Raw genomic sequence first — 18,415 nt, 5'->3', positions numbered from 1 at the left:
ATGAGTGCAGCAAGCCCCAAGATCCCGGACTCGAAATTCCAGGACAAGGCTGCCGATAAGGCGCACGAGCCTTCGATGGAAGAGATCCTCGCGTCGATCCGGAGGATCATCGCCGACGATCAGGCCGCCAAGCCGGCCGAGGTCGCGGCGCCCGCTCCGGAGCCCGACGACGTGCTCGACCTCGCGGAGGTCGCCGAGCCGGTGATGCGCCCGCGCGTCGTCGAGCCGGAGCCGGAACCCGAGCCGGCCCCGGACCTGCTCGACTTCGACGCGATCGACTTCGAGGACCCGGTGATTGCCGCGCCCGAACCGGAGCCCGAGCCCGAGCCCGAGCCGGCCCCGGAGCCGCCGCCCCCACCGCCTCCGCCCCCGCAGCCCGTGCTCCAGGCCGCCCGCGCGCCCGAGCCGGAGCCCGAGGCCCTGGTCTCTCCGGCCACGGATGCCAGCGTCAGCGGCGCGTTCAACCTGCTGGCCCACACCGTGCTGACGCAGAACGCCCGGACCCTGGAGGATCTCGTCAAGGAGATGCTCCGGCCGATGCTGAAATCCTGGCTCGACGACAACCTCCCGGCCGTGGTCGAGCGCCTCGTGCGCGCCGAGATCGAGCGGGTGTCGCGCGGCCGCTGAGCCGGCGGCCTGGGTACGGCGGCCGCGGGCCGCCGTCCGCGTGTTGACGGGAGCGGCGTGACGGTCGAAAGCGGGGCCACCCCCGTTTGGACAAGCGCCGGCCCGTACCCGCGATGATGGACAAGACCTTCGAGCCCACCTCCGTCGAGGCGCGGATCTCCGCCGCCTGGGCCGAGGCGGACGCCTTCCGTGCCGGCCGGCCCGAGCGCGCCGGGGCCCCGCCGTACTGCATCGTGATCCCGCCGCCGAACGTGACGGGCTCCCTGCACATGGGCCACGCCCTCAACAACACGCTGCAGGACATCCTCTGCCGCTTCGAGCGCATGCGCGGCCGGGACGTGCTCTGGCAGCCGGGGACGGACCATGCCGGCATCGCCACCCAGATGGTGGTCGAGCGGCGGATGATGGAGCGTCAGGAGCCCGGCCGCCGCGAGATCGGCCGCGCGGCCTTCGTCGAGAAGGTCTGGGCCTGGAAGGCGGAATCCGGCGGCGCGATCGTCAACCAGCTGAAGCGTCTCGGCGCCTCCTGCGACTGGTCCCGCGAGCGTTTCACCATGGACGAGGGGCTGAGCCGGGCCGTGCTCAAGACCTTCGTCGACCTGCATCGGCAGGGCCTGATCTATCGCGACAAGCGGCTGGTGAACTGGGACCCGAAGTTCCAGACCGCGATCTCGGACCTGGAGGTCCAGCAGGTCGAGACCAGGGGCCATCTCTGGCACTTCGACTACCCGGTGGTGGACGAGGCCGGCAACGAGACCGGCGCCGTCATCACGGTGGCCACCACCCGCCCCGAGACGATGCTGGGCGACACCGGCATCGCGGTCCATCCCGAGGACGCGCGCTACACCGCGCTCGTCGGCCAGCGCGTGCGCCTGCCGCTGGTCGGGCGGCTGATCCCGATCGTGGCCGACACCTACTCGGATCCCGAGAAGGGCACGGGCGCGGTCAAGATCACGCCCGCCCACGATTTCAACGACTTCGACGTCGGCCGCCGCCACGGGCTCGGCCTGATCAACGTCCTCGACCCCGAGGGCCGGATGCTGCTCGACGGCAACGCCGATTTCCTCGACAGCGTCGCGCCCGAGCCGGAGGCCCTGGCGCTCCACGGCCTCGACCGGGCGCAGGCCCGCAAGGAGGTGGTGGCGCTGATGGAGGCGCGCGGTTGGCTGCGCGCGATCGAGCCGAACACCCACGCGGTCCCGCACGGCGACCGCTCGGGCGTGGTCATCGAGCCCTACCTGACCGACCAGTGGTACGTGAACGTCAAGCCGCTCGCGGAGCGCGCCCTCCAGGCGGTGCGCGACGGGCAGACCAAGTTCGTGCCGGAGAACTACGAGAAGATCTTCTTCCAGTGGCTCACCAACATCGAGCCGTGGTGCATCTCGCGCCAGCTCTGGTGGGGCCACCAGATCCCGGTCTGGTACGACGACGCCGGCGGCATCTTCGTCGCCGAGAGCGAGGCCGAGGCGCAGGCGGCGGCCGACGCGCAGCACGGCCGGCCGGTCGCGCTCACCCGCGACGCGGACGTCCTCGACACGTGGTTCTCCTCGGCGCTCTGGCCGTTCTCGACGCTGGGCTGGCCGGACACGACCCCGGAACTCGCGCGCTTCTACCCGACCAACACCCTGGTGACCGGCAAGGACATCCTGTTCTTCTGGGTCGCCCGGATGATGATGATGGGCCTGCACCTCACCGACCGGGCGCCCTTCGACACGGTCTACCTGCACACCCTGGTGCGGGACGCGTCGGGCGCGAAGATGTCGAAGTCGAAGGGGAACGTCGTCGATCCGCTGGAACTGATCGATCAGGTCGGCGCCGACGTCCTGCGCTTCACCCTCTGCGCGCTGGCCGTCCAGGGCCGCGACATCAAGCTGTCCACCGACCGTGTCCAGGGCTACCGCAACTTCGCGACCAAGCTCTGGAACGCCGCCCGCTTCGCCGAGCTGAACGGCTGCCGCCTGGACCCGGCCTTCGACCCGCGCTCCGCCACCGGCGCGATCAACCGCTGGGCGCTCACCGAGGCGGCCCGCGCGGTCGACGAGGTCGCGGGCGCCCTCGAGGCCTTCCGCTTCAACGACGCGGCGGCGGTGGCCTACCGCTTCGTCTGGAACATCTTCTGCGACTGGTATCTCGAGCTCGCCAAGCCGGTTCTTCAGGGCGAGGGCGTCGATCCGGCGATCCGGGCCGAGACGCAGGCGAGCGTGGCGTTCCTGATCGATCAGGTCGCCAAGCTGCTGCACCCGTTCATGCCGTTCCTCACGGAGGAGCTGTGGGCGATCAAGGGCGCCGACCTGCCGGAGCGCGGCCTGCTGACCCTGGCCGCATGGCCGGACCTCGGCGGCCTCGCCGACGCGGCCGCGGAGGCCGAGGTCGGGTTCGTGGTCGATCTCGTCAGCCAGATCCGCTCGGCGCGGTCCGAGACCAATGTCCCGGCCGGCGCGCAGATCCCGCTGGTCATGGTCGGCGCCGCCCCGGAGGTGAGAGCGCGGGTTGAGGCGTGGCGCGACACGCTCCTGCGCCTCGCCCGGCTGTCGGAGATCACCTTCGCGGAGGCGCCGCCGAAGAACTCGGTGCAGCTCCTGGTGCGCGGCAGCGTCGCCGCGCTGCCCCTTGAAGGCGTGGTTGACCTCGCGGCCGAGGTCGCGCGCCTGAAGAAGGAGCAGGGCAAGGCGCAGGGAGAGATCAAGAAGATCGACGCCAAGCTCGGCAACGCCGACTTCGTGGCCCGGGCGCCCGAGGAGATCATCGAGGAGAACCGGGAGCGCCGCGAGAGCGAGTCGGCGCGGCTGGCGAAGATCGAGGAAGCTCTGGTCCGGCTCAGCGGGGACTGAGCGCCCGTCCGGGAGCGCTCCGACGTGTCAGGCCCGCCCCGGGGGTGACCCGGCCCCGGAGGCTCGCCCGTCAGCGTCGGGTGCCGAGGGTTCCGGTGAACGCCCGCGGCCCGCCCCAACTGGCGGCGGACGCGTCGTTCGGGGTCCAGAAGCCGTCCTGCGACGCGCCCCGCGGATGCAGGGAATAGTCCGGTGGAACGTAGCCGCCCGACTGGTTCCAGTAGCCGGGCCGGAAGTTGGCCGCCGATTTCGCAACGCGCTCATCTCCGGGGCGGCGCGTATCGACGCTGTACGTTCTCTCGGAAACGCTGTGCGGCGCGCGACTTGCGACGACGGGCTTCGCGTCGAAGTAATCACGGTAATCTGCGTACGACTCGACCGCCAGCGCGCCGACAGTCGACCCGAAGACCATGGCGGCCGCCAGCAGCACCTTCATTGTCAATTCCTCTGCCTACACACTCAAATCTGGCGGCACCGAGATTGCGCCGGCCCGCCGAACTGAGCGGTATTTAAGATCGACTCCCGGAAACGGCGGTGCCGGACAGCACGAGCCTGGATCCGGCCCAACCCGCGCCGGGTCGTCGGACCTCCGGTCTCGGTCACGCGCCGCGATCGCGCTGGGGCTCCGCGAGCGCTCGGCTACCTGTCCAAACGGTAATTTGATCGCCACGCCCGGGTCAGGCGCCGCCCCTTAGACAGATCCCATCGACGGCCGCGACCGCCGGCGTCGTCCCGATCAGTCCCGAGAGGTTGAGACCCCCCATGACCGAGACCCGTCCCACTGGCCGCACCTCGCGCCGCGCCCTCGCCTCCGTGGCGGCCGCAGCGCTGATCGCCGGCGGTGCCATCGGCAGCGGCTATCTGCCGGCCGCGACCCCGGCCTACGCGCAGGCTCTGCCCAAGTCGCCGATCGAGGCGCCCGAGCACCCGCCGGGCTCGTTCGCCGGCATCGTCAACAAGGTGAAGCCGGGCGTGGTCTCGGTGAAGGTGAAGCTCGACGACTCGGCGAGCAGCGACGACGACGATGGCCCGAGCCAGGGGCGCAACCTCCAGAACGTGCCGCCGCAGCTGCGCGAGTTCTTCAAGCGATTCGGCCAGAACGGTCCCGGCGGCATGCAGCCCCAGCATCAGGGCCCGCGCGGCGCGGTGGGATCCGGCTTCATCATCTCGGCCGACGGCTACGTGGTCACCAACAACCACGTGGTCGACCATGCCAAGACCGTGCAGGTGACGCTGGACGACGGGCGCACTCTCGACGCCAAGGTCATCGGCAAGGATTCCAAGACGGACGTCGCCCTGCTGAAGATCACCGAGGGCTCGAACTTCCCGTACGTCCAGTTCGGCAAGGCCGCGCCGCAGGTCGGCGACTGGGTGGTGGCGATCGGTAACCCGTTCGGCCTCGGCGGAACCGTGACCGCCGGCATCGTCTCGGCCCGCGGCCGCGACATCGGCGCCGGTCCCTACGACGACTTCCTGCAGATCGACGCGCCCATCAACAAGGGCAACTCGGGCGGCCCGACCTTCAACGTCAACGGCGAGGTGGTCGGCATGAACACCGCCATCGCGTCCCCGTCGGGCGGCAGCGTCGGCCTCGCCTTCGCGATCCCCGCCGAGACCGTTCAGGCGGTGGTCGACCAGCTCCGGACCGACGGCAAGGTCGCCCGCGGCTACCTGGGCGTCCAGATCCAGCCCGTGACGCAGGACATCGCCGAGGGCCTGGGCCTCGACAAGGCCAAGGGCGCCCTCGTCGACCACGCCGAGAACGGCACCCCGGCGGCCAAGGCCGGCCTGAAGGCGGGCGACGTGATCGAGAAGGTCAACGGCGACACGGTGGACAGCGCCCGCGAGCTGTCGCGCAAGATCGCCGGCCTGAAGCCGGGCGCCAAGGTCGAGCTGAGCTACCTTCGCGGCGGCAAGACCGACACCGCCACGGTGACGCTGGGCACGATGCCGACCGACGGCACCAAGATGGCGAGCCGCGACGACGACTCGGGCAACGGCCAGCCGCGGCTCGGCCTGCAGCTCGCCCCGGCCGGCGATGTCGGCCTGTCGGATCAGGGCGTCGCGGTGGTCCAGGTCGATCCCGACGGCCCGGCGGCCGCCAAGGGTATCGAGGCGGGCGACGTGATCCTCGACGTCGGCGGCCAGAGCGTGGCCCGTCCGTCGGATGTGGCGACGCAGATCCGGGCGGCCGAGTCGAGCGGGCGCAAGGCCGTGCTGATGCGGGTGAAGAGCGGCAAGGGCCAGACCCGGTTCGTGGCGGTCTCGCTCAACAAGAAGGCCGGCTGAGGCCGGTTTCTCCCGGCGCGGGGTCCGCCCCGCGCCGTCTCGTGGTGACCTCCGACTCGCGCCGGCCGTACAGGCCGGCGCTTTTTCGTGGCTCGCCTGACCGCGTTCGCGGGTCTCAGCGACCCGGGACCGGTATGCCCAGTCCCGGCCCGAGCCGCGTCCGGCACCGTCCCAGCGCCGCGAAGGCGGCGTTCGAGTCCCGGGCGAGGCGCATCAGGTCTCCCAGCCGCGCCCGGCCGCGCGCGAAGGCGAAGAACACCGCGGCGATGTCGGGTTCGCCGTCCGGCGTGAGCGCCGAGGCCGCGAAAGCCGGGAGGGCCTGGTCGGCCGGATCGCAGATCACCCGCACGGCCGCGAAGGGCAGGCCGTGCCGGCCCGCGAAGGACGCGGCCACGTGCGATTCCATGTCGACGGCCGCGGCGCCGGTGGTGGTCCGCAGGTCCGTCTTGCCGTCGACCGCGAGCACCGCCGTGTCGACGCCCGCCAGATCCGCCGGGATCACCCGCGGCCCGACGCCGGACAGGAGGTTGAGCAGCGTGGCCGACAGGTCGAGATCGGCGGCGCGCCGCCCCTCCTCGCTCACCACGCCGGTGCCCACCACGACGTCGCCTGGCCGGAGCGAGGGATCGAGGCCGCCCGCGATGCCGAAGCTGACAACCGCCCGGCAGCCGGGCTGGCCGCGGGCCTCCAGGAGCTGGCGGAGCCGGTGGGGATTGCCGCCGGCTCCCACGGCCTCGACCCCCGCCCCCGCCGCCATGCGGCGCTCGCGGGCGAGGCCGGTAACGGCCAGGACGGGCGCGGCGGGATCGATCATGGCGCGCTCGTGGACGAGTCCGGCGAGGTCCGCAAGAAGGCGCGAGCGCCGAGGCGGGGTCCGGGCCGGATCCGACGCGGGGGGCGGTTCGTCCGGTCCCGCGGGATCGCTGTCTGAGGAGGCCACGTGTCTCGTACCGGGGCTCGCGGATCGGCTGTCGGGACGGTCGAGCGCGCCGCGATCCGGCGGAGCGGAGCCGGCCCGCCGGGCCGGCCCCAGGACGTCGGCGGACGTCACATGCCGAACTGGACGCGCCGGCTGTTGCCACGCTTGAGGTTGCGGAAGCGCGCCATCGCCCAGAGCGGGAAGAACTTCGGGTAACCATGGTACCGCAGGTAGAAGACCCGCGGGAAGCCCGTGGCGGTGTAGCGCTCCTCCTTCCAGAACCCGTCCGCGCCCTGCGTGCGGGTCAGGAAGTTGATGCCCCGGGTCACGGCCGGGTCGTCGACCGCGCCGGCCGCCATCAGGGCGAGGAGCGCCCAGGCGGTCTGCGAGGCGGTGGACGAGCCGGGCTCGAAGGCCGGGTCGATCTTGTACGAGGAGGCGTCCTCGCCCCAGCCGCCATCCGGGTTCTGGATCCGGATCAGCCAGGACACAGCCTTCTGGATGCGCGGATCGGCGGAGTCGACCCCGGCGGCGTTGAGGGCGCAGAGCACCGACCACGTGCCGTAGATGAAGTTCATGCCCCAGCGGCCGTACCACGAGCCGTCCTCCTCCTGATCATTCAGGAGGTAGTTCACGCCGCGGTCGAGGGCGCGGGAGGTCTCCCGGGTCTCGCCGAGCTGGGACAGCATCCCGACCACGCGGGCGGTCACGTCCGCGGTCGGCGGGTCGAGCAGCGCGCCGTGATCCGAGAACGGGATGTGGTTAAGGTACATGTGGTTGTTGTCGGCGTCGAACGCCGCCCAGCCACCGTCCTCGGATTGCAGACCCTCGACCCATTCCCGGGCGCGGGCGATCGCGGCCTTGTAGTCCGGCATGCCGGCGACGAGGCCGTGCTGATGCATGGCCCGGTCCATCGCCATCACCACCACGGCGGTGTCGTCGAGGTCGGGATAGTGCGCGTTGGCGTACTGGAACGCCCAGCCGCCCGGCCGGACCTTCGGCTTGCGCGCCGCCCAGTCGCCGACGATGTCGAGCACCTGCCGGGGCTTCAGCCAGTCCAGACCGGCGCGGGCCTGGGCCTCGGCCTCGGGGCCGCCGGCCTCGAGCAGCGCGTGGCTCGCGAGCGCCGTGTCCCAGACCGGTGAGACGCAGGGCTGGACGTAGGCCTCGTCGGCCTTCTCGACCACGAGCTTCTCGATGGCGTCGCAGGCCACGCGGACCTGCGGGTGATCGGGCCGGTAGCCCATCACCTCGTACATCAGCACCGAGTTGACCATGGCGGGGAAGATGGCGCCCAGGCCGTCCTCGCCGTTGAGGCGCTCGCTCACCCAGGCGCGGGCCATCTCCATGGCGCGCTGCCGGCTCTTGCGCGGCAGGTGGTTCTCGACCCGCTGCAGCACCCGGTCGATGAAGCCGAAGATCGGCGTCCAGGGCCAGGTGGCGTGGGGCGAGCCCGGCCAGGAGCGGACGCTCTCCGGCGGGGTGACGAACAGCTCCTGCACGCTGATGCCGCGGGGATTGCGCGCCCGGGGCTTGGTCGCCTGGAGCACGAACAGCGGCACCACGGTGGTGCGGGCCCAGTAGCTGATCTTGTCGAGGTGGAACGGGAACCACTTCGGCAGGAACATCACCTCGACGGGCATCACCGGCACGGCGCGCCACGGCACCTCGCCGTAGAGGGCCAGCATGAAGCGGGTGAACACGTTGGCGTTGGCCGCGCCGCCGCGGGACAGGATGCCCTCGCGCGCCCGGCGCATGTGCGGCGCCTCGATGTCGTCGCCGATCATCTTGAGGGCGAAATACGCCTTGACCGTGCAGCTCATGTCGAACGGCCCCTCGTGGACGAGGGCCCATCCGCCGTGCCGCCCCTGGGTGCGGCGGAGGTAATTGCCGATCTTGGCCTCGAGGTCGCCGGGGACCCGCGTGCCGCGGAAATGGTGGAACAGGATGTACTCGGACGGGATCGTGGCATCCGCCTCGAGCTCGAAGCAGATGTGCCCGTCGTCGTGCGCCAGGGCGGTCAGCGCGCGCGTCGCCTGCGCCACGCCGCGCTCGACGTCCTCGAGCGAGATCCCCTGAGTCTTCGAGCGCTGCAGCGCCTCGACTTTGCTAACGGCCTCTCTCATAGTCCTCGCCTCGAACGACCGCCTCGCGGCGGACGCCATGCCTCAAGCTGCGCCGCGCACCTGGGTTCCAGCACGCGCGGCAGATCCCGCACGCAAGGAACGTGCGGCCGTCTGGCCAGAGCGGATCGCTCCCTCGATCGTCGACGGCAGGCCGGTGGCGGTCCAATCGCCTGCCAGGACGAGATTGTCGTAGGCGGTTTCGGCCTTCGGGCGCCGCGCGGCTTCCGCCGGCGTCGCCGCAAAGGTCGCACGCTTCTCCTTTACGATCTGCCAGCTGGGCAGGTCGGGTGCAAGGTTGCACAACTGTGCGATCTCGGCCCAGATCTGCCGCGCGAGGTCTTCGCGGGGCACGTCGAGGAGCCGGTCGGCACCGCTGATCGTGACCGAATACCGGTCCGGATAGGCAAAAAGCCACTCCGTGAGGCTGTTGACGACGCCGAGGACGAGCGGGCTGCCGGGCTTCGGCACCAGCGCGAAATGCGCGTTCACGATAGAGCGGAATTCCACCGGTGCGAGGAGACCGGGCAACACCTCCCGGGCGACCCACGGCGGCAGCGCCAGCACGACGCCGTCCTCCGGACCGAGGGTCTCGGCACCGTCCGAGAACACGAGCTGCCCGACGCGGCTGTCCGCGAGGTCGAGGCCGCGCAGGCGCCGGCCGAGGCGGATCTCGCAGCCGCGGCTCGTGAGGTAGCGGATCGCCGGATCCACGAAGGCGTAGGACAGCCCTTCGACGGCCACGAGCGGGCGGCAGGCCTTGCCGCCCGCCCCCAGGGTCTCGCGCAGGATCCGCGCCGCCAGCCCGACGTCGCTGTCGCGGGGCTCGGTGTTGAGGGCCGCGAGCAGCACCGGGTGCCAGAGGCGCCGGTAGAGCGTGCCCTCGCAGGCCATGTGGGCGCCGATCGTGCCGCCCGCACCCTCCGCCTTGCCGGAGGCCGCGCGCAGGATCCCGAGGGGCGCGAGGTAGTCCCGCGCCCGGGTGCCGGGGACGCGGCGGGCCGGGCTCATGACCCACCAGGGCAGCCGCCCGGCGTTGGGCCGAAGCCGCCAGCGCTCGCCGGTCTTCAGGTCGGCGAAGTCGAACTCCGCCACGTCCGGCCCCACCAGGGCGTCGGCCGGCGCGCCGATCGTCCGGAGGAACCCGAGGGAATCGGCGTTGCCGGACAGGAGCAGGTGGTTGCCGTTGTCGATGGTCAGGCCGAGGGCCGGGTCGTAGTACGAGCGGCAGCGGCCGCCGGCCTGCTTGGCGGCCTCGTGCAGGACCACCCGGGCGCCGGATTCGGCGAGCGCGACGGAAGCGGCGAGGCCGGCGAGGCCGGCGCCGACGACGTGGACGGTGCCCATCAGATCAGGCCGTGCCGGACGACGACGCCCAGCAGCGCGAGCTTGCCGGGCTTCACCCGGGCGCGGGGCATCGCCCAGCCGCGCGCGAGGACCGCCTTGAGGTAGAGGTGATAGGCGGCGGCCATCAGCCGGGCGGCCTTGGTCGCCTTGCGGGGGCTGCGCCGGATGATCTCCCAGGTCGCCTGGTAATGGTCCTCGGCCTCGCGGGCGAGGGAGATGCAGACCTCGCCGATGCGGGGGTGGCCGATCGCCTCTGCCGGCGTCGGGTCGGTGAGGCCGATTGCCCGGAGCTTCTCGCGCGGCAGGTAGAGGCGGCCGCGCTCGGCATCCTCGTCGATGTCGCGCAGGATGTTGGTGAGCTGGAGCGCGCGGCCCTGGTGCCACGCCAGCCGGATGCCGTCCGCCTCCGGCATGCCGAAGATCCGCACCGACAGCCGGCCGACCGCGCTGGCGACCCGGTCGCAGTAGAGGTCGAGGGTCTCGGCGTCGGGGGCGACGATGTCCTCGACGGCGTCCATCGCCATGCCGTCGATGACCGCCTGGAAATCCTCGCGCTTCAGGCCGAATCGGCGCACGGGCTCCACGAGGTCGCGCACCCGCGGGGCCGGGCGGCCGGCGTAGAGCGCGTCGATATCGGCCCGCCAGCGGTCGAGCTCGACCTGCCGGACGGCCCGGGTGCCGCCGTCGTCGGCGACGTCGTCGACGGCGCGGCAGAAGGCGTAGACGGCGTACATCGCCTCCCGCCGCTCCTTCGGCAGCAGGCGCATCGCCGTGTAGAAGGAGGAGCCGGCGGCGGGCAGCGCCGGGGCGGCGCTCGCGTGGTCCTGGGCGGGCGTGGCGGTGGCGGTCACGAGCGGATTCCCTGAGCCGCGGCCCGGACGGTCCGGCCGCGGAAGGGCCGGCGCGCCAGGGTGGCGGCGACGCCGCCCAGCGCCGTCAGCGCGAAGGCGGCCTTGCCGTGATGGACTTTCTCCGAGAGCGGGTCGCGCTCCAGCAGGCCCCGGCTCAGCACGACGGCGAGCCGGTGGATGGCAGCGATCTCCAGAGACAGGCGCAGGTCGTCGATCAGGTCCGGCAGGACCGCGCCCTCGTCGAGGAGGTCCAGGCAGCGCTGCGCCAGTTCGCGGATCGCGGCCCGGAGCTGCGGCGGCGCCTCGGCCTCGCCGAGCATCGCCACGGTGGCGCCGTGGCGGTCGAGGCAATCCTGCGGGAGGTAGACCCGGTCGAGCGCCGCGAAGTCCTTGCCGCAATCCTGGAGGTGGTTGATCACCTGGAGCGCCGCGCAGATGGCGTCGGACGCCCGGTAGACCCGGGCCGGGTCTTCGCCGTGCACGTCGAGGACGTAGCGGCCCACCGGCATCGCCGAGTAGCGGCAGTAGTGGATCAGCTCGTCCCAGTCCGCGTAGCGGTTCTTGCGCGCGTCCATGCGGAACGCGTCGAGGAGTTCCAGGGCGTGCCGGGGCGGCAGGCCGCGGGCCGCGAGCTCGCGCTTCAGCGGCTCGGCCTCGGGATCGGACGGCCCGGCGCCGGTGAGCGCGTCGGCGAGGCGATCGAGCAGCTCGATCTTGCGCTCGGGCGACAGGGCGGCGTGATCGGCCACGTCGTCGCCGGCGCGGACGAAGTTGTAGAACGCCAGGATCGCGCCCCGGTGGCGGGGATGGATCAGGTGCGAGGCGACGGGGAAGTTCTCGTCGCGGTGCCCCTTGCCGGAGCGCGTCGCGGTGGCGGAATCGAGGGTGCTCATGCGAGGTAGCCCGCCTCCCGGAACCACGTGATCGCGTCCGACAGGCCCTCGCGGTACGGCCGGGCCGTGTAGCCGAGTTCGGCGCGCGCCTTCCTGTCCGAGAAGAACATCCGGTAGCGCGACATGCGGATCCCGTCGATCGTCGCGAAGGGCTGCCTGCCGGTGACCCGCGCGGCGAGCTGCGCGAAGAACGCCACCGGATAGACGGCGGCCCGGGGCAGATTCACGGTCGGCGGCTTGCGCCCGACCATGCCGGCGATGTCGGCGAGCATCTGCGAGAGGAACACGTCCTCGCCGCCGAGGATGTAGCGCTCGCCGATGCGGCCCTTGCGCAGCGCCAGGAGGTGTCCCTGGGCCACGTCGTCCACGTGGGCGAGGTTGAGCCCGGTATCGACGAAGGCCGGCATCTTGCCGAGCGCCGCCTCCTGGATGATCCGGCCGGTCGGCGTCGGCTTGACGTCGCGGGGACCGATCGGCGTCGACGGGTTGACGATCACCGCCCGCAGGCCGTCCCGGGCGACCATCTCCTCGACCACCCGCTCGGCCACGACCTTGCTGCGCTTGTAGGCGCCGATCGCGGTCTCGGGCGTCAGCGGCATGGTCTCGTCGGAGGGCGTGACGCCGTCGGCCGGCGGTTTGATCGTCGCGACGCTCGACGTGTAGACGACACGCTCCACGCCGGCCTCGAGCGCCGCGCGCATCATCAGGCGCGTGCCGTCGCGGTTGGTGCGGACGATCTCCTCCATGTCCGGCGCCCAGAGCCGGTAATCGGCCGCGGCGTGGATCAGGTAGCGCTGACCGCGCATCGCCGCCGCCACGGCGGCCGGGTCGCGCATGTCGCCCTCGGCGATCTCCACGTCGGTCCAGGTGAGGTTGCGGCGGGGGCTCGAGGCGCGCACGAGGATGCGCACCGGGAAGCCGGCCCGGCGGAACACGTCGACCAGGGCTGAGCCGAGGAAGCCGCTCGCGCCGGTGATCAGCACGGGACCGACCTCGGACGGGCCGGAAGCTGGGGCCTCTGCCATCGCGGATCTGGAGGATTACCGAAAACCAGTGCGGCCGGGGATCCCCAGCCGCGCCGCGCTTGTGTCATCGAACCGCCCGAGCGGCAAGCTTGAGCGGTGCCGGACAGGGTCGCGCCGCGGCGCGGCACGCGCCCGTGGGCGTGTTCCGCACAACAGGCGGGGCCGTCCCGGCAGGGCCCGGCACGGGACGCGCGGCCCGATCCCCGCGGCCGCGGGGAGTTCGGGCCCGCCACCCAAGCCGCGACCCACGACGCGACCTTGCCACGACCTTGCCAGGTCGCGAAAAACCGACTATGCGCCGCCCCTCGCGTTCGCTCCGGCCGGGGGCTGAACGGACGGTGCCGCTCGCGGCACAGGGCTCTCCCAGATCCCGTCGTCCGGTGTCTCCGCCTTCGATCAACCGCTCGGGCCTGAAAATCGGCTCGAAGGGCTTGGCGCCGAGCGTAGCGCGAGATGAACCGGCCCGAATCAGCCGCCTTCCGGCGGCCGGGCTCCTTTTGACGATGAAAGGCCCGACAATGCCTCTCTACGAGCATGTGCTCTTGGCCCGCCAGGACGTGACGTCCCAGCAGGTCGAGACGATGATCGACACCTACAAGGGTGTGATCGAGCAGAACGGTGGCCGTCTCGAGAAGATCGAGATGTGGGGCGTGAAGTCCCTCGCCTACCGGATCAAGAAGAACCGCAAGGCGCACTTCGCCCTCCTCAACATCGACGCCCCGCCGGCCGCCATCGCCGAGATGGAGCGCCAGATGCAGATCTCCGAGGACGTGCTGCGCTTCATGACCATCCGGGTCGAGGAGCTCGATTCCGAGCCGTCCGCCATGATGCAGAAGCGCGACCGCGACGACCGCAAGGATCGCGAGCGCGGCCGTCGTCGCGATGACGAGGGCTTCGGCGGTGGCGGCTTCGGCGGCGACCGTGGTGACCGCGGCGATCGCGGTGACCGCGGCGAGCGCAGCTTCGGCGGGGAGGGCTAACCCATGGCATTCGGTGCTGGTGCGGGCGGCGGACGCCGTCCCTTCTTCCGTCGTCGCAAGACCTGCCCGTTCTCCGGCGCGAACGCGCCGAAGATCGACTACAAGGACGTCAAGCTCCTGTCCCGCTACGTGTCCGAGCGCGGCAAGATCGTGCCGTCGCGGATCACCGCGGTCTCGGCCAAGAAGCAGCGCGAGCTCGCCCAGGCGATCAAGCGCGCCCGCTTCCTCGGCCTGCTGCCCTACGTGATCAAGTAGGCCATCAGAACCCGCCGGCCCGGCATCTGCCCGGGCCGGCCCTCCCAGAGGGCGGCTCGCGCCGCCCGATCGTTGGGGCGCGTAGCCGCCTCTAACCCTGCCGTACCGGCAGCGGGACAGCGGAATTCATGGCACAGCACATCGGCATCGGTATCGGCGCGGGCCTCGTCTCCGCACTCCTGTTCGGGGTGCTGCTGAAGGCGACGCCGCTCGCGATCCTGCTCTACCTCGTGGCGCCGCTGCCGATCCTGATCGTCGGCCTGGGCTGGAGCCACAAGGCCGCGCTCGCCGCGGCCGCCGCCGGCAGCCTCGCGCTGGTCCTGGTGATCGCGCCCTTCCTGGGACTGGCCTTCGCGGCCTACATCGCCCTGCCCGCCTGGTGGCTCGCCTACCTCGCGCTCCTCGGGCGCGAGACGCCCGCCGGCCTCGAATGGTACCCGACCGGCCGCCTGCTCGGCTGGATCGCCGCCACGGCCGCCCTCGCCTTCATCGCCATCGCGGTCCTGTCGTCGCCGAACCACGCCGCCTTCGACGCGCAGCTGCGCGGGCTCGCCCAGACCCTGGTCCAGACGCGGCTGCCCTCCGCCCGCCCGTCCCCCGAGACCCCGCGCGCAGATGCCCCGCGCGCCGACGCGCCCTCGACCGGCGGCGAGGCGGGCGGCAAGGACGGGGCGGCGACGCCCGGTCCGGCCCCGCAGGCCGACGCCGACCCGGCGGACGTGACGCGGGCCGAGGTGGCGGACGCCCTCGCCCGCGTCGTGCCCGCCTTCGCGGCGAACGGCCTCGCCCTGCTGCTGGCCTTCTACCTCTGGGCGTCGGCCCGGATCGTGAAGATCTCCGGCCGCCTGCCGCGGCCCTGGCCCGACATCCCCTCCACCGCCATGCCGCGCAGCACGCTCGTGGCGGTCGCGGCGGCCGTCGGGATGTGCTTCGCGCCCGGCTATGTCGGCGTGTTCGGGGTCGCGCTGCTCGGCGCGTTCAGCGCCGCCTTCGCCCTCCAGGGACTCGCCGCCTTCCACGACCGCTCCCGCGGCCGGCCGGGGCGCGGGCTCATGCTGTTCGGCATGTACCTGATCCTGTTCGTGACCCAGGGCATCGCCCTGGTCGCCCTGACCCTGTTCGGCCTCGCCGACACAGCCCTCGACCGCCGACGCCCCAAGGGCGATCCGGCGCCGTGAGACCCCGGCCCGCGTGGCCGAACACCTGAAGGAGAAAGACCATGGAAGTGATCCTGCTCGAGCGCGTGGCCAAGCTGGGCCAGATGGGCGAGACCGTGAATGTCCGTCCGGGCTTCGCCCGCAACTTCCTGCTCGCCCGCGGCAAGGCCCTGCGCGCGACGGAAGCCAACAAGAAGCACTTCGAGGCCCAGCGCGCCCAGCTCGAGGCCCGCAACCTCGACCGCAAGAAGGACGCCGAGGTCGTCGCCGAGAAGCTGAACGGCCAGAGCTTCGTCCTCATCCGTCAGTCCGGCGAGACCGGCGTTCTCTACGGCTCGGTCTCGACCCGCGACCTCGCCGAGGTCGTCGCGAAGGAGGGCTTCACGGTCGATCGCGGTCAGTTCACCCTGAACCAGCCGATCAAGACGCTGGGCCTGCACACGGTCCCGGTGGTGCTGCACCCCGAGGTCGAGGTGGAGATCACCGTCAACGTCGCCCGCAGCCCCGAGGAGGCCGAGCGTCAGGCCCGCGGCGAGTCGGTGACCGAGCGCGAGGCGTTCAACCTCGACGACCTCGGCCTCGAGGTCGGTCAGGCGCTGGCCGATGCCGGCGAGGGCGCCGACGACCGCGGCTGATCCCCGTTTGCAGGCTTGACCGGCCGGCCAACCGGCCGGTCAAGCCTGCGGCGGCGTGGCCGAGCCGCGAGGCCGACCCCGCCGTGTATACCGGTGAACACTGGGGATGATGGTCCCCGAGACTTGACACGTTCCAGTTTTGTTCCAGCATGGACGCCCGCCCCTCGCGAGAGTCGGCGGGCGTCCGCTTTTCCGCGCCCCGGCCCGGGAGAACCGGCCGTCGGCTAGGCTTCGGTAACCATACCGGCGCCAAGGTCGTGCGGTGTGATCCTGGCGCGCCCGCCGCGGCGCCTGATACGGAGTCGTCCGCCGATGGCCTTGCCCAATGCGCTCACGGCCAAGCTCGAAGCGGTCCAGGCCGAGTACCGCGTCGCCCCGCACAACATCGACGCGGAGCAGGCGCTGCTGGGCGCGATCCTGGTGAACAACGACGCCTATTACCGGGTGTCGGACTTCCTGCTGGCCGAGCACTTCATGGAGGATGCCCACCAGCAGATCTTCACGGTGGCGGCCTCCCTGATCAAGGCCGGCAAGCTCGCCACGCCCATCACCATGAAGACCTATCTGGGCGACGCCGATTTCGGCGGCCAGACGGTGATGCAGTACCTCGCGCGCCTCGCCGCCGACGCGACGACGGTGATCAACGCCGGCGAGTACGGCCGCACGATCTACGACCTCGCCATCCGCCGCCGGCTGATCACCATCGGCGAGGATCTGGTGAACGGCGCCTACGAGGCGCCGGTGGAGCAGGCGCCCCGGGACCAGATCGAGGAGACCGAGCGCCGGCTCTACGAGCTGGCCGAGGCCGGACGCTACGACGGCGGCTTCCAGAAATTCTCGGACGCGCTGACCGCCGCGGTCGACATGGCCGCCAAGGCCTACCAGCGCGACGGCAAGCTCTCGGGCATCGCGACGGGACTGTCCGACCTCGACGCCAAGATGGGCGGCCTGCAGCCCTCCGATCTGATCATCCTCGCGGGGCGCCCGGCTATGGGCAAGACCTCGCTGGTGACCAACATCGCCTTCAACATCGCCAAGGCCTATCGCGGCGAGAAGCAGCCGGACGGCACGACCCGGACCGTGAACGGCGGCATCGTGGGCTTCTTCTCGCTGGAAATGTCGGCCGAGCAGCTCGCGACCCGCATCATCGCCGAGCAGTCGGGCGTGCCCTCCTACAAGATCCGCCGCGGCGACATCCGTCCGGAAGATTTCTACAAGATCACCGACGCCGCCCGGGACATGCAGACGATCCCGTTCTACATCGACCAGAGCGGCGGCATCTCGATCGCCCAGCTCGCCGCCCGAGCCCGGCGCCTGAAGCGCCAGAAGGGGCTCGACCTGCTGATCGTCGATTACCTCCAGCTGCTGTCGGGCTCCGGCAAGCGCAGCGACAACCGCGTGCAGGAGATGACCGAGATCACCACGGGCATGAAGGCGCTCGCCAAGGAGCTGGCGGTGCCGATCATCGGCCTGTCCCAGCTCTCCCGTCAGGTGGAGAACCGCGACGACAAGCGCCCGCAGCTCGCCGACCTGCGCGAATCGGGCTCGATCGAGCAGGACGCCGACGTCGTCATGTTCGTGTTCCGCGAGGAGTACTACGTCGGGAACAAGAAGCCGCGCGAGGGCACGGAGGAGTTCTTCGCCTGGGAGGCCGAGATGCAGCGCGTCCACGGCAAGGCCGAGGTGATCCTCGGCAAGCAGCGTCACGGCCCCACCGGCACCGTGGAGCTGCAGTTCGACGCGAACATCACCCGGTTCTCGAACCTCGCGCAGACGGACCGGATCCCCGAGCAGATGTGAGCGTCGCGCCGTCATCGCGAGCGCGGCGAGGCGAGCCGGGCCGGCGCGCGATCGCCGAGTGTGGCGCCGGCTGGATTGCTTCGCTGCGCTCGCAAGGACGGTGAGGAGCTTTGCTGACCGGGACTCGGAGCGATGTCCCGGTCGTTCTGGCCTTCGTCGGGAGCCGCGAACCATCGCCAAGCCCGGCCGTTGTGGGAGGGTGTGTCCCGCCGCGGCAGGAGCGACGATGAGCGAGCCGACCCCTCCGAAGATGCCGTACTGGCACGTCTACACCGATGCGGAGGGTGTGAGCCGCCAGGAGCTGTTCCACCTCGAGCGGTTCAAGTTCGAGGGGATCAACCCCGAGACCGCGCCGCAGTGGAACGACAAGATGGACCCGGCGCCGTCGGTCGTGACCTTCACGGTCCTGCCGGTCGGCTGGGTCGGTGAGTGGCACGAGAATCCGCGGCCGCAATGGATCGCCGTCCTGTCGGGCCGCTGGTTCGTCGAGACGATGGACGGCCACCGGGTCGAGATGGGCCCGGGCGAGCTGATGATGGGCGAGGACCAGAACACGAAGGCGCGCGACGGCCGGAAGGGCCACCTGTCCGGCACGGTGGGCGACGAGCCCTGCACGATGATCGTGACCGGGCTCCAGGTCGAGCCGACCGTCAATCAGCCCGGCCGCTTCAAGTAGGGGCGGT

The 18,415-nt window shown here is 71.4% G+C and carries 16 protein-coding genes; 9 read left to right on the top strand and 7 right to left on the bottom strand.

All coding sequences use genetic code 11. From position 1 onward, the window contains the following. The first annotated feature begins 75 nt into the window (after positions 1–75). Positions 76–627, top strand: a complete 552-nt coding sequence (locus ACQKQD_RS02445) for a DUF2497 domain-containing protein (RefSeq protein ID WP_331299340.1) — start codon at positions 76–78, stop codon at positions 625–627. 113 nt (positions 628–740) lie between these two features. After that, positions 741–3,458 (top strand): valine--tRNA ligase, encoded by a 2,718-nt coding sequence (locus tag ACQKQD_RS02440; RefSeq protein WP_427507384.1) that lies wholly within the window; start codon positions 741–743, stop codon positions 3,456–3,458. A gap of 70 nt (positions 3,459–3,528) precedes the next feature. On the opposite strand, the gene ACQKQD_RS02435 is transcribed toward ACQKQD_RS02440, so the two are convergent. Next, the gene (locus ACQKQD_RS02435) at positions 3,529–3,894 is read right to left on the bottom strand and encodes a hypothetical protein (protein WP_427507383.1); all 366 of its coding nucleotides are present in this window, start codon (positions 3,892–3,894) and stop codon (positions 3,529–3,531) included. 326 nt (positions 3,895–4,220) lie between these two features. Between ACQKQD_RS02435 and ACQKQD_RS02430 the strand changes: the two genes are divergently transcribed. Next, entirely contained in the window at positions 4,221–5,747 is a 1,527-nt protein-coding gene (locus tag ACQKQD_RS02430; protein ID WP_020090625.1) for a Do family serine endopeptidase, read from the top strand. 115 nt (positions 5,748–5,862) lie between these two features. Here the strand turns inward: ACQKQD_RS02430 and ACQKQD_RS02425 are convergent, their stop codons facing one another. The 6 genes from ACQKQD_RS02425 to hpnA all read right to left on the bottom strand — a co-directional run bounded on the left by ACQKQD_RS02425 (position 5,863) and on the right by hpnA (position 12,905). Then, on the bottom strand, positions 5,863–6,561 hold the full coding sequence (locus ACQKQD_RS02425) for a phosphorylase (RefSeq protein ID WP_020090626.1): 699 nt from the start codon (positions 6,559–6,561) through the stop codon (positions 5,863–5,865). 233 nt (positions 6,562–6,794) lie between these two features. Further along, positions 6,795–8,792, bottom strand: a complete 1,998-nt coding sequence (gene shc / locus ACQKQD_RS02420) for a squalene--hopene cyclase (RefSeq protein ID WP_020090627.1) — start codon at positions 8,790–8,792, stop codon at positions 6,795–6,797. A gap of 42 nt (positions 8,793–8,834) precedes the next feature. Further along, the gene (gene hpnE, locus ACQKQD_RS02415; protein ID WP_091977740.1) at positions 8,835–10,136 is read right to left on the bottom strand and encodes a hydroxysqualene dehydroxylase HpnE; all 1,302 of its coding nucleotides are present in this window, start codon (positions 10,134–10,136) and stop codon (positions 8,835–8,837) included. Next, positions 10,136–10,987 carry a presqualene diphosphate synthase HpnD gene (hpnD, locus tag ACQKQD_RS02410; protein ID WP_020090629.1) on the bottom strand — a complete coding sequence of 284 codons (852 nt, stop codon included), beginning with the start codon at positions 10,985–10,987 and terminating at the stop codon, positions 10,136–10,138. The genes hpnE and hpnD overlap by 1 nt, the downstream gene beginning before the upstream one ends. Next, entirely contained in the window at positions 10,984–11,880 is an 897-nt protein-coding gene (gene hpnC, locus ACQKQD_RS02405) for a squalene synthase HpnC (RefSeq protein ID WP_056531744.1), read from the bottom strand. Before hpnC ends, hpnD begins: the two co-directional genes overlap by 4 nt. Then, positions 11,877–12,905, bottom strand: a complete 1,029-nt coding sequence (gene hpnA, locus ACQKQD_RS02400; RefSeq protein WP_026604540.1) for a hopanoid-associated sugar epimerase — start codon at positions 12,903–12,905, stop codon at positions 11,877–11,879. Before hpnA ends, hpnC begins: the two co-directional genes overlap by 4 nt. 518 nt (positions 12,906–13,423) lie before the next feature. Between hpnA and rpsF the strand changes: the two genes are divergently transcribed. The 6 genes from rpsF (at position 13,424) to ACQKQD_RS02370 (ending at position 18,408) form a co-directional block, all read left to right on the top strand. Continuing rightward, complete coding sequence (rpsF, locus tag ACQKQD_RS02395) at positions 13,424–13,885, top strand: 30S ribosomal protein S6 (RefSeq protein ID WP_020090632.1); 462 nt, start codon at positions 13,424–13,426, stop codon at positions 13,883–13,885. Positions 13,886–13,888: 3 nt separating this feature from the next. Continuing rightward, positions 13,889–14,140: a 30S ribosomal protein S18 gene (gene rpsR, locus ACQKQD_RS02390; RefSeq protein ID WP_007561044.1), complete on the top strand. Its 252-nt coding sequence runs from the start codon at positions 13,889–13,891 to the stop codon at positions 14,138–14,140. Positions 14,141–14,268: 128 nt separating this feature from the next. Next, entirely contained in the window at positions 14,269–15,318 is a 1,050-nt protein-coding gene (locus ACQKQD_RS02385) for a DUF2232 domain-containing protein (RefSeq protein WP_020090633.1), read from the top strand. Between the two features lie 41 nt (positions 15,319–15,359). Next, positions 15,360–15,932: a 50S ribosomal protein L9 gene (rplI, locus tag ACQKQD_RS02380; protein ID WP_020090634.1), complete on the top strand. Its 573-nt coding sequence runs from the start codon at positions 15,360–15,362 to the stop codon at positions 15,930–15,932. A 312-nt stretch (positions 15,933–16,244) separates the two neighbouring features. Then, positions 16,245–17,732, top strand: a complete 1,488-nt coding sequence (locus ACQKQD_RS02375) for a replicative DNA helicase (RefSeq protein ID WP_020090635.1) — start codon at positions 16,245–16,247, stop codon at positions 17,730–17,732. 226 nt (positions 17,733–17,958) lie between these two features. Beyond that, complete coding sequence (locus ACQKQD_RS02370) at positions 17,959–18,408, top strand: cupin domain-containing protein (RefSeq protein ID WP_020090636.1); 450 nt, start codon at positions 17,959–17,961, stop codon at positions 18,406–18,408. Positions 18,409–18,415: the final 7 nt, after the last annotated feature.

Origin of the sequence: Methylobacterium sp. NPDC080182 (assembly GCF_050281105.1) — a bacterium.
GTDB lineage: Bacteria > Pseudomonadota > Alphaproteobacteria > Rhizobiales > Beijerinckiaceae > Methylobacterium.
The sequence above is the reverse complement of the archived record's forward strand: the minus strand, read 5'-3'. Positions and strand labels throughout refer to the sequence as shown.

What these genes read in the sequence shown, in the direction of transcription:
- ACQKQD_RS02445 (WP_331299340.1), top strand. Translation starts at nt 76, where the DNA reads ATGGAAGAGATCCTCGCGTCGATCCGGAGGATCATCGCCGACGATCAG.
- ACQKQD_RS02440 (WP_427507384.1), top strand. Translation starts at nt 741, where the DNA reads ATGATGGACAAGACCTTCGAGCCCACCTCCGTCGAGGCGCGGATCTCC.
- ACQKQD_RS02435 (WP_427507383.1), bottom strand. Translation starts at nt 3,894, where the DNA reads ATGAAGGTGCTGCTGGCGGCCGCCATGGTCTTCGGGTCGACTGTCGGC.
- ACQKQD_RS02430 (WP_020090625.1), top strand. Translation starts at nt 4,221, where the DNA reads ATGACCGAGACCCGTCCCACTGGCCGCACCTCGCGCCGCGCCCTCGCC.
- ACQKQD_RS02425 (WP_020090626.1), bottom strand. Translation starts at nt 6,561, where the DNA reads ATGATCGATCCCGCCGCGCCCGTCCTGGCCGTTACCGGCCTCGCCCGC.
- shc (WP_020090627.1), bottom strand. Translation starts at nt 8,792, where the DNA reads ATGAGAGAGGCCGTTAGCAAAGTCGAGGCGCTGCAGCGCTCGAAGACT.
- hpnE (WP_091977740.1), bottom strand. Translation starts at nt 10,136, where the DNA reads ATGGGCACCGTCCACGTCGTCGGCGCCGGCCTCGCCGGCCTCGCCGCT.
- hpnC (WP_056531744.1), bottom strand. Translation starts at nt 11,880, where the DNA reads ATGAGCACCCTCGATTCCGCCACCGCGACGCGCTCCGGCAAGGGGCAC.
- hpnA (WP_026604540.1), bottom strand. Translation starts at nt 12,905, where the DNA reads ATGGCAGAGGCCCCAGCTTCCGGCCCGTCCGAGGTCGGTCCCGTGCTG.
- rpsF (WP_020090632.1), top strand. Translation starts at nt 13,424, where the DNA reads ATGCCTCTCTACGAGCATGTGCTCTTGGCCCGCCAGGACGTGACGTCC.
- rpsR (WP_007561044.1), top strand. Translation starts at nt 13,889, where the DNA reads ATGGCATTCGGTGCTGGTGCGGGCGGCGGACGCCGTCCCTTCTTCCGT.
- ACQKQD_RS02385 (WP_020090633.1), top strand. Translation starts at nt 14,269, where the DNA reads ATGGCACAGCACATCGGCATCGGTATCGGCGCGGGCCTCGTCTCCGCA.
- rplI (WP_020090634.1), top strand. Translation starts at nt 15,360, where the DNA reads ATGGAAGTGATCCTGCTCGAGCGCGTGGCCAAGCTGGGCCAGATGGGC.
- ACQKQD_RS02375 (WP_020090635.1), top strand. Translation starts at nt 16,245, where the DNA reads ATGGCCTTGCCCAATGCGCTCACGGCCAAGCTCGAAGCGGTCCAGGCC.
- ACQKQD_RS02370 (WP_020090636.1), top strand. Translation starts at nt 17,959, where the DNA reads ATGAGCGAGCCGACCCCTCCGAAGATGCCGTACTGGCACGTCTACACC.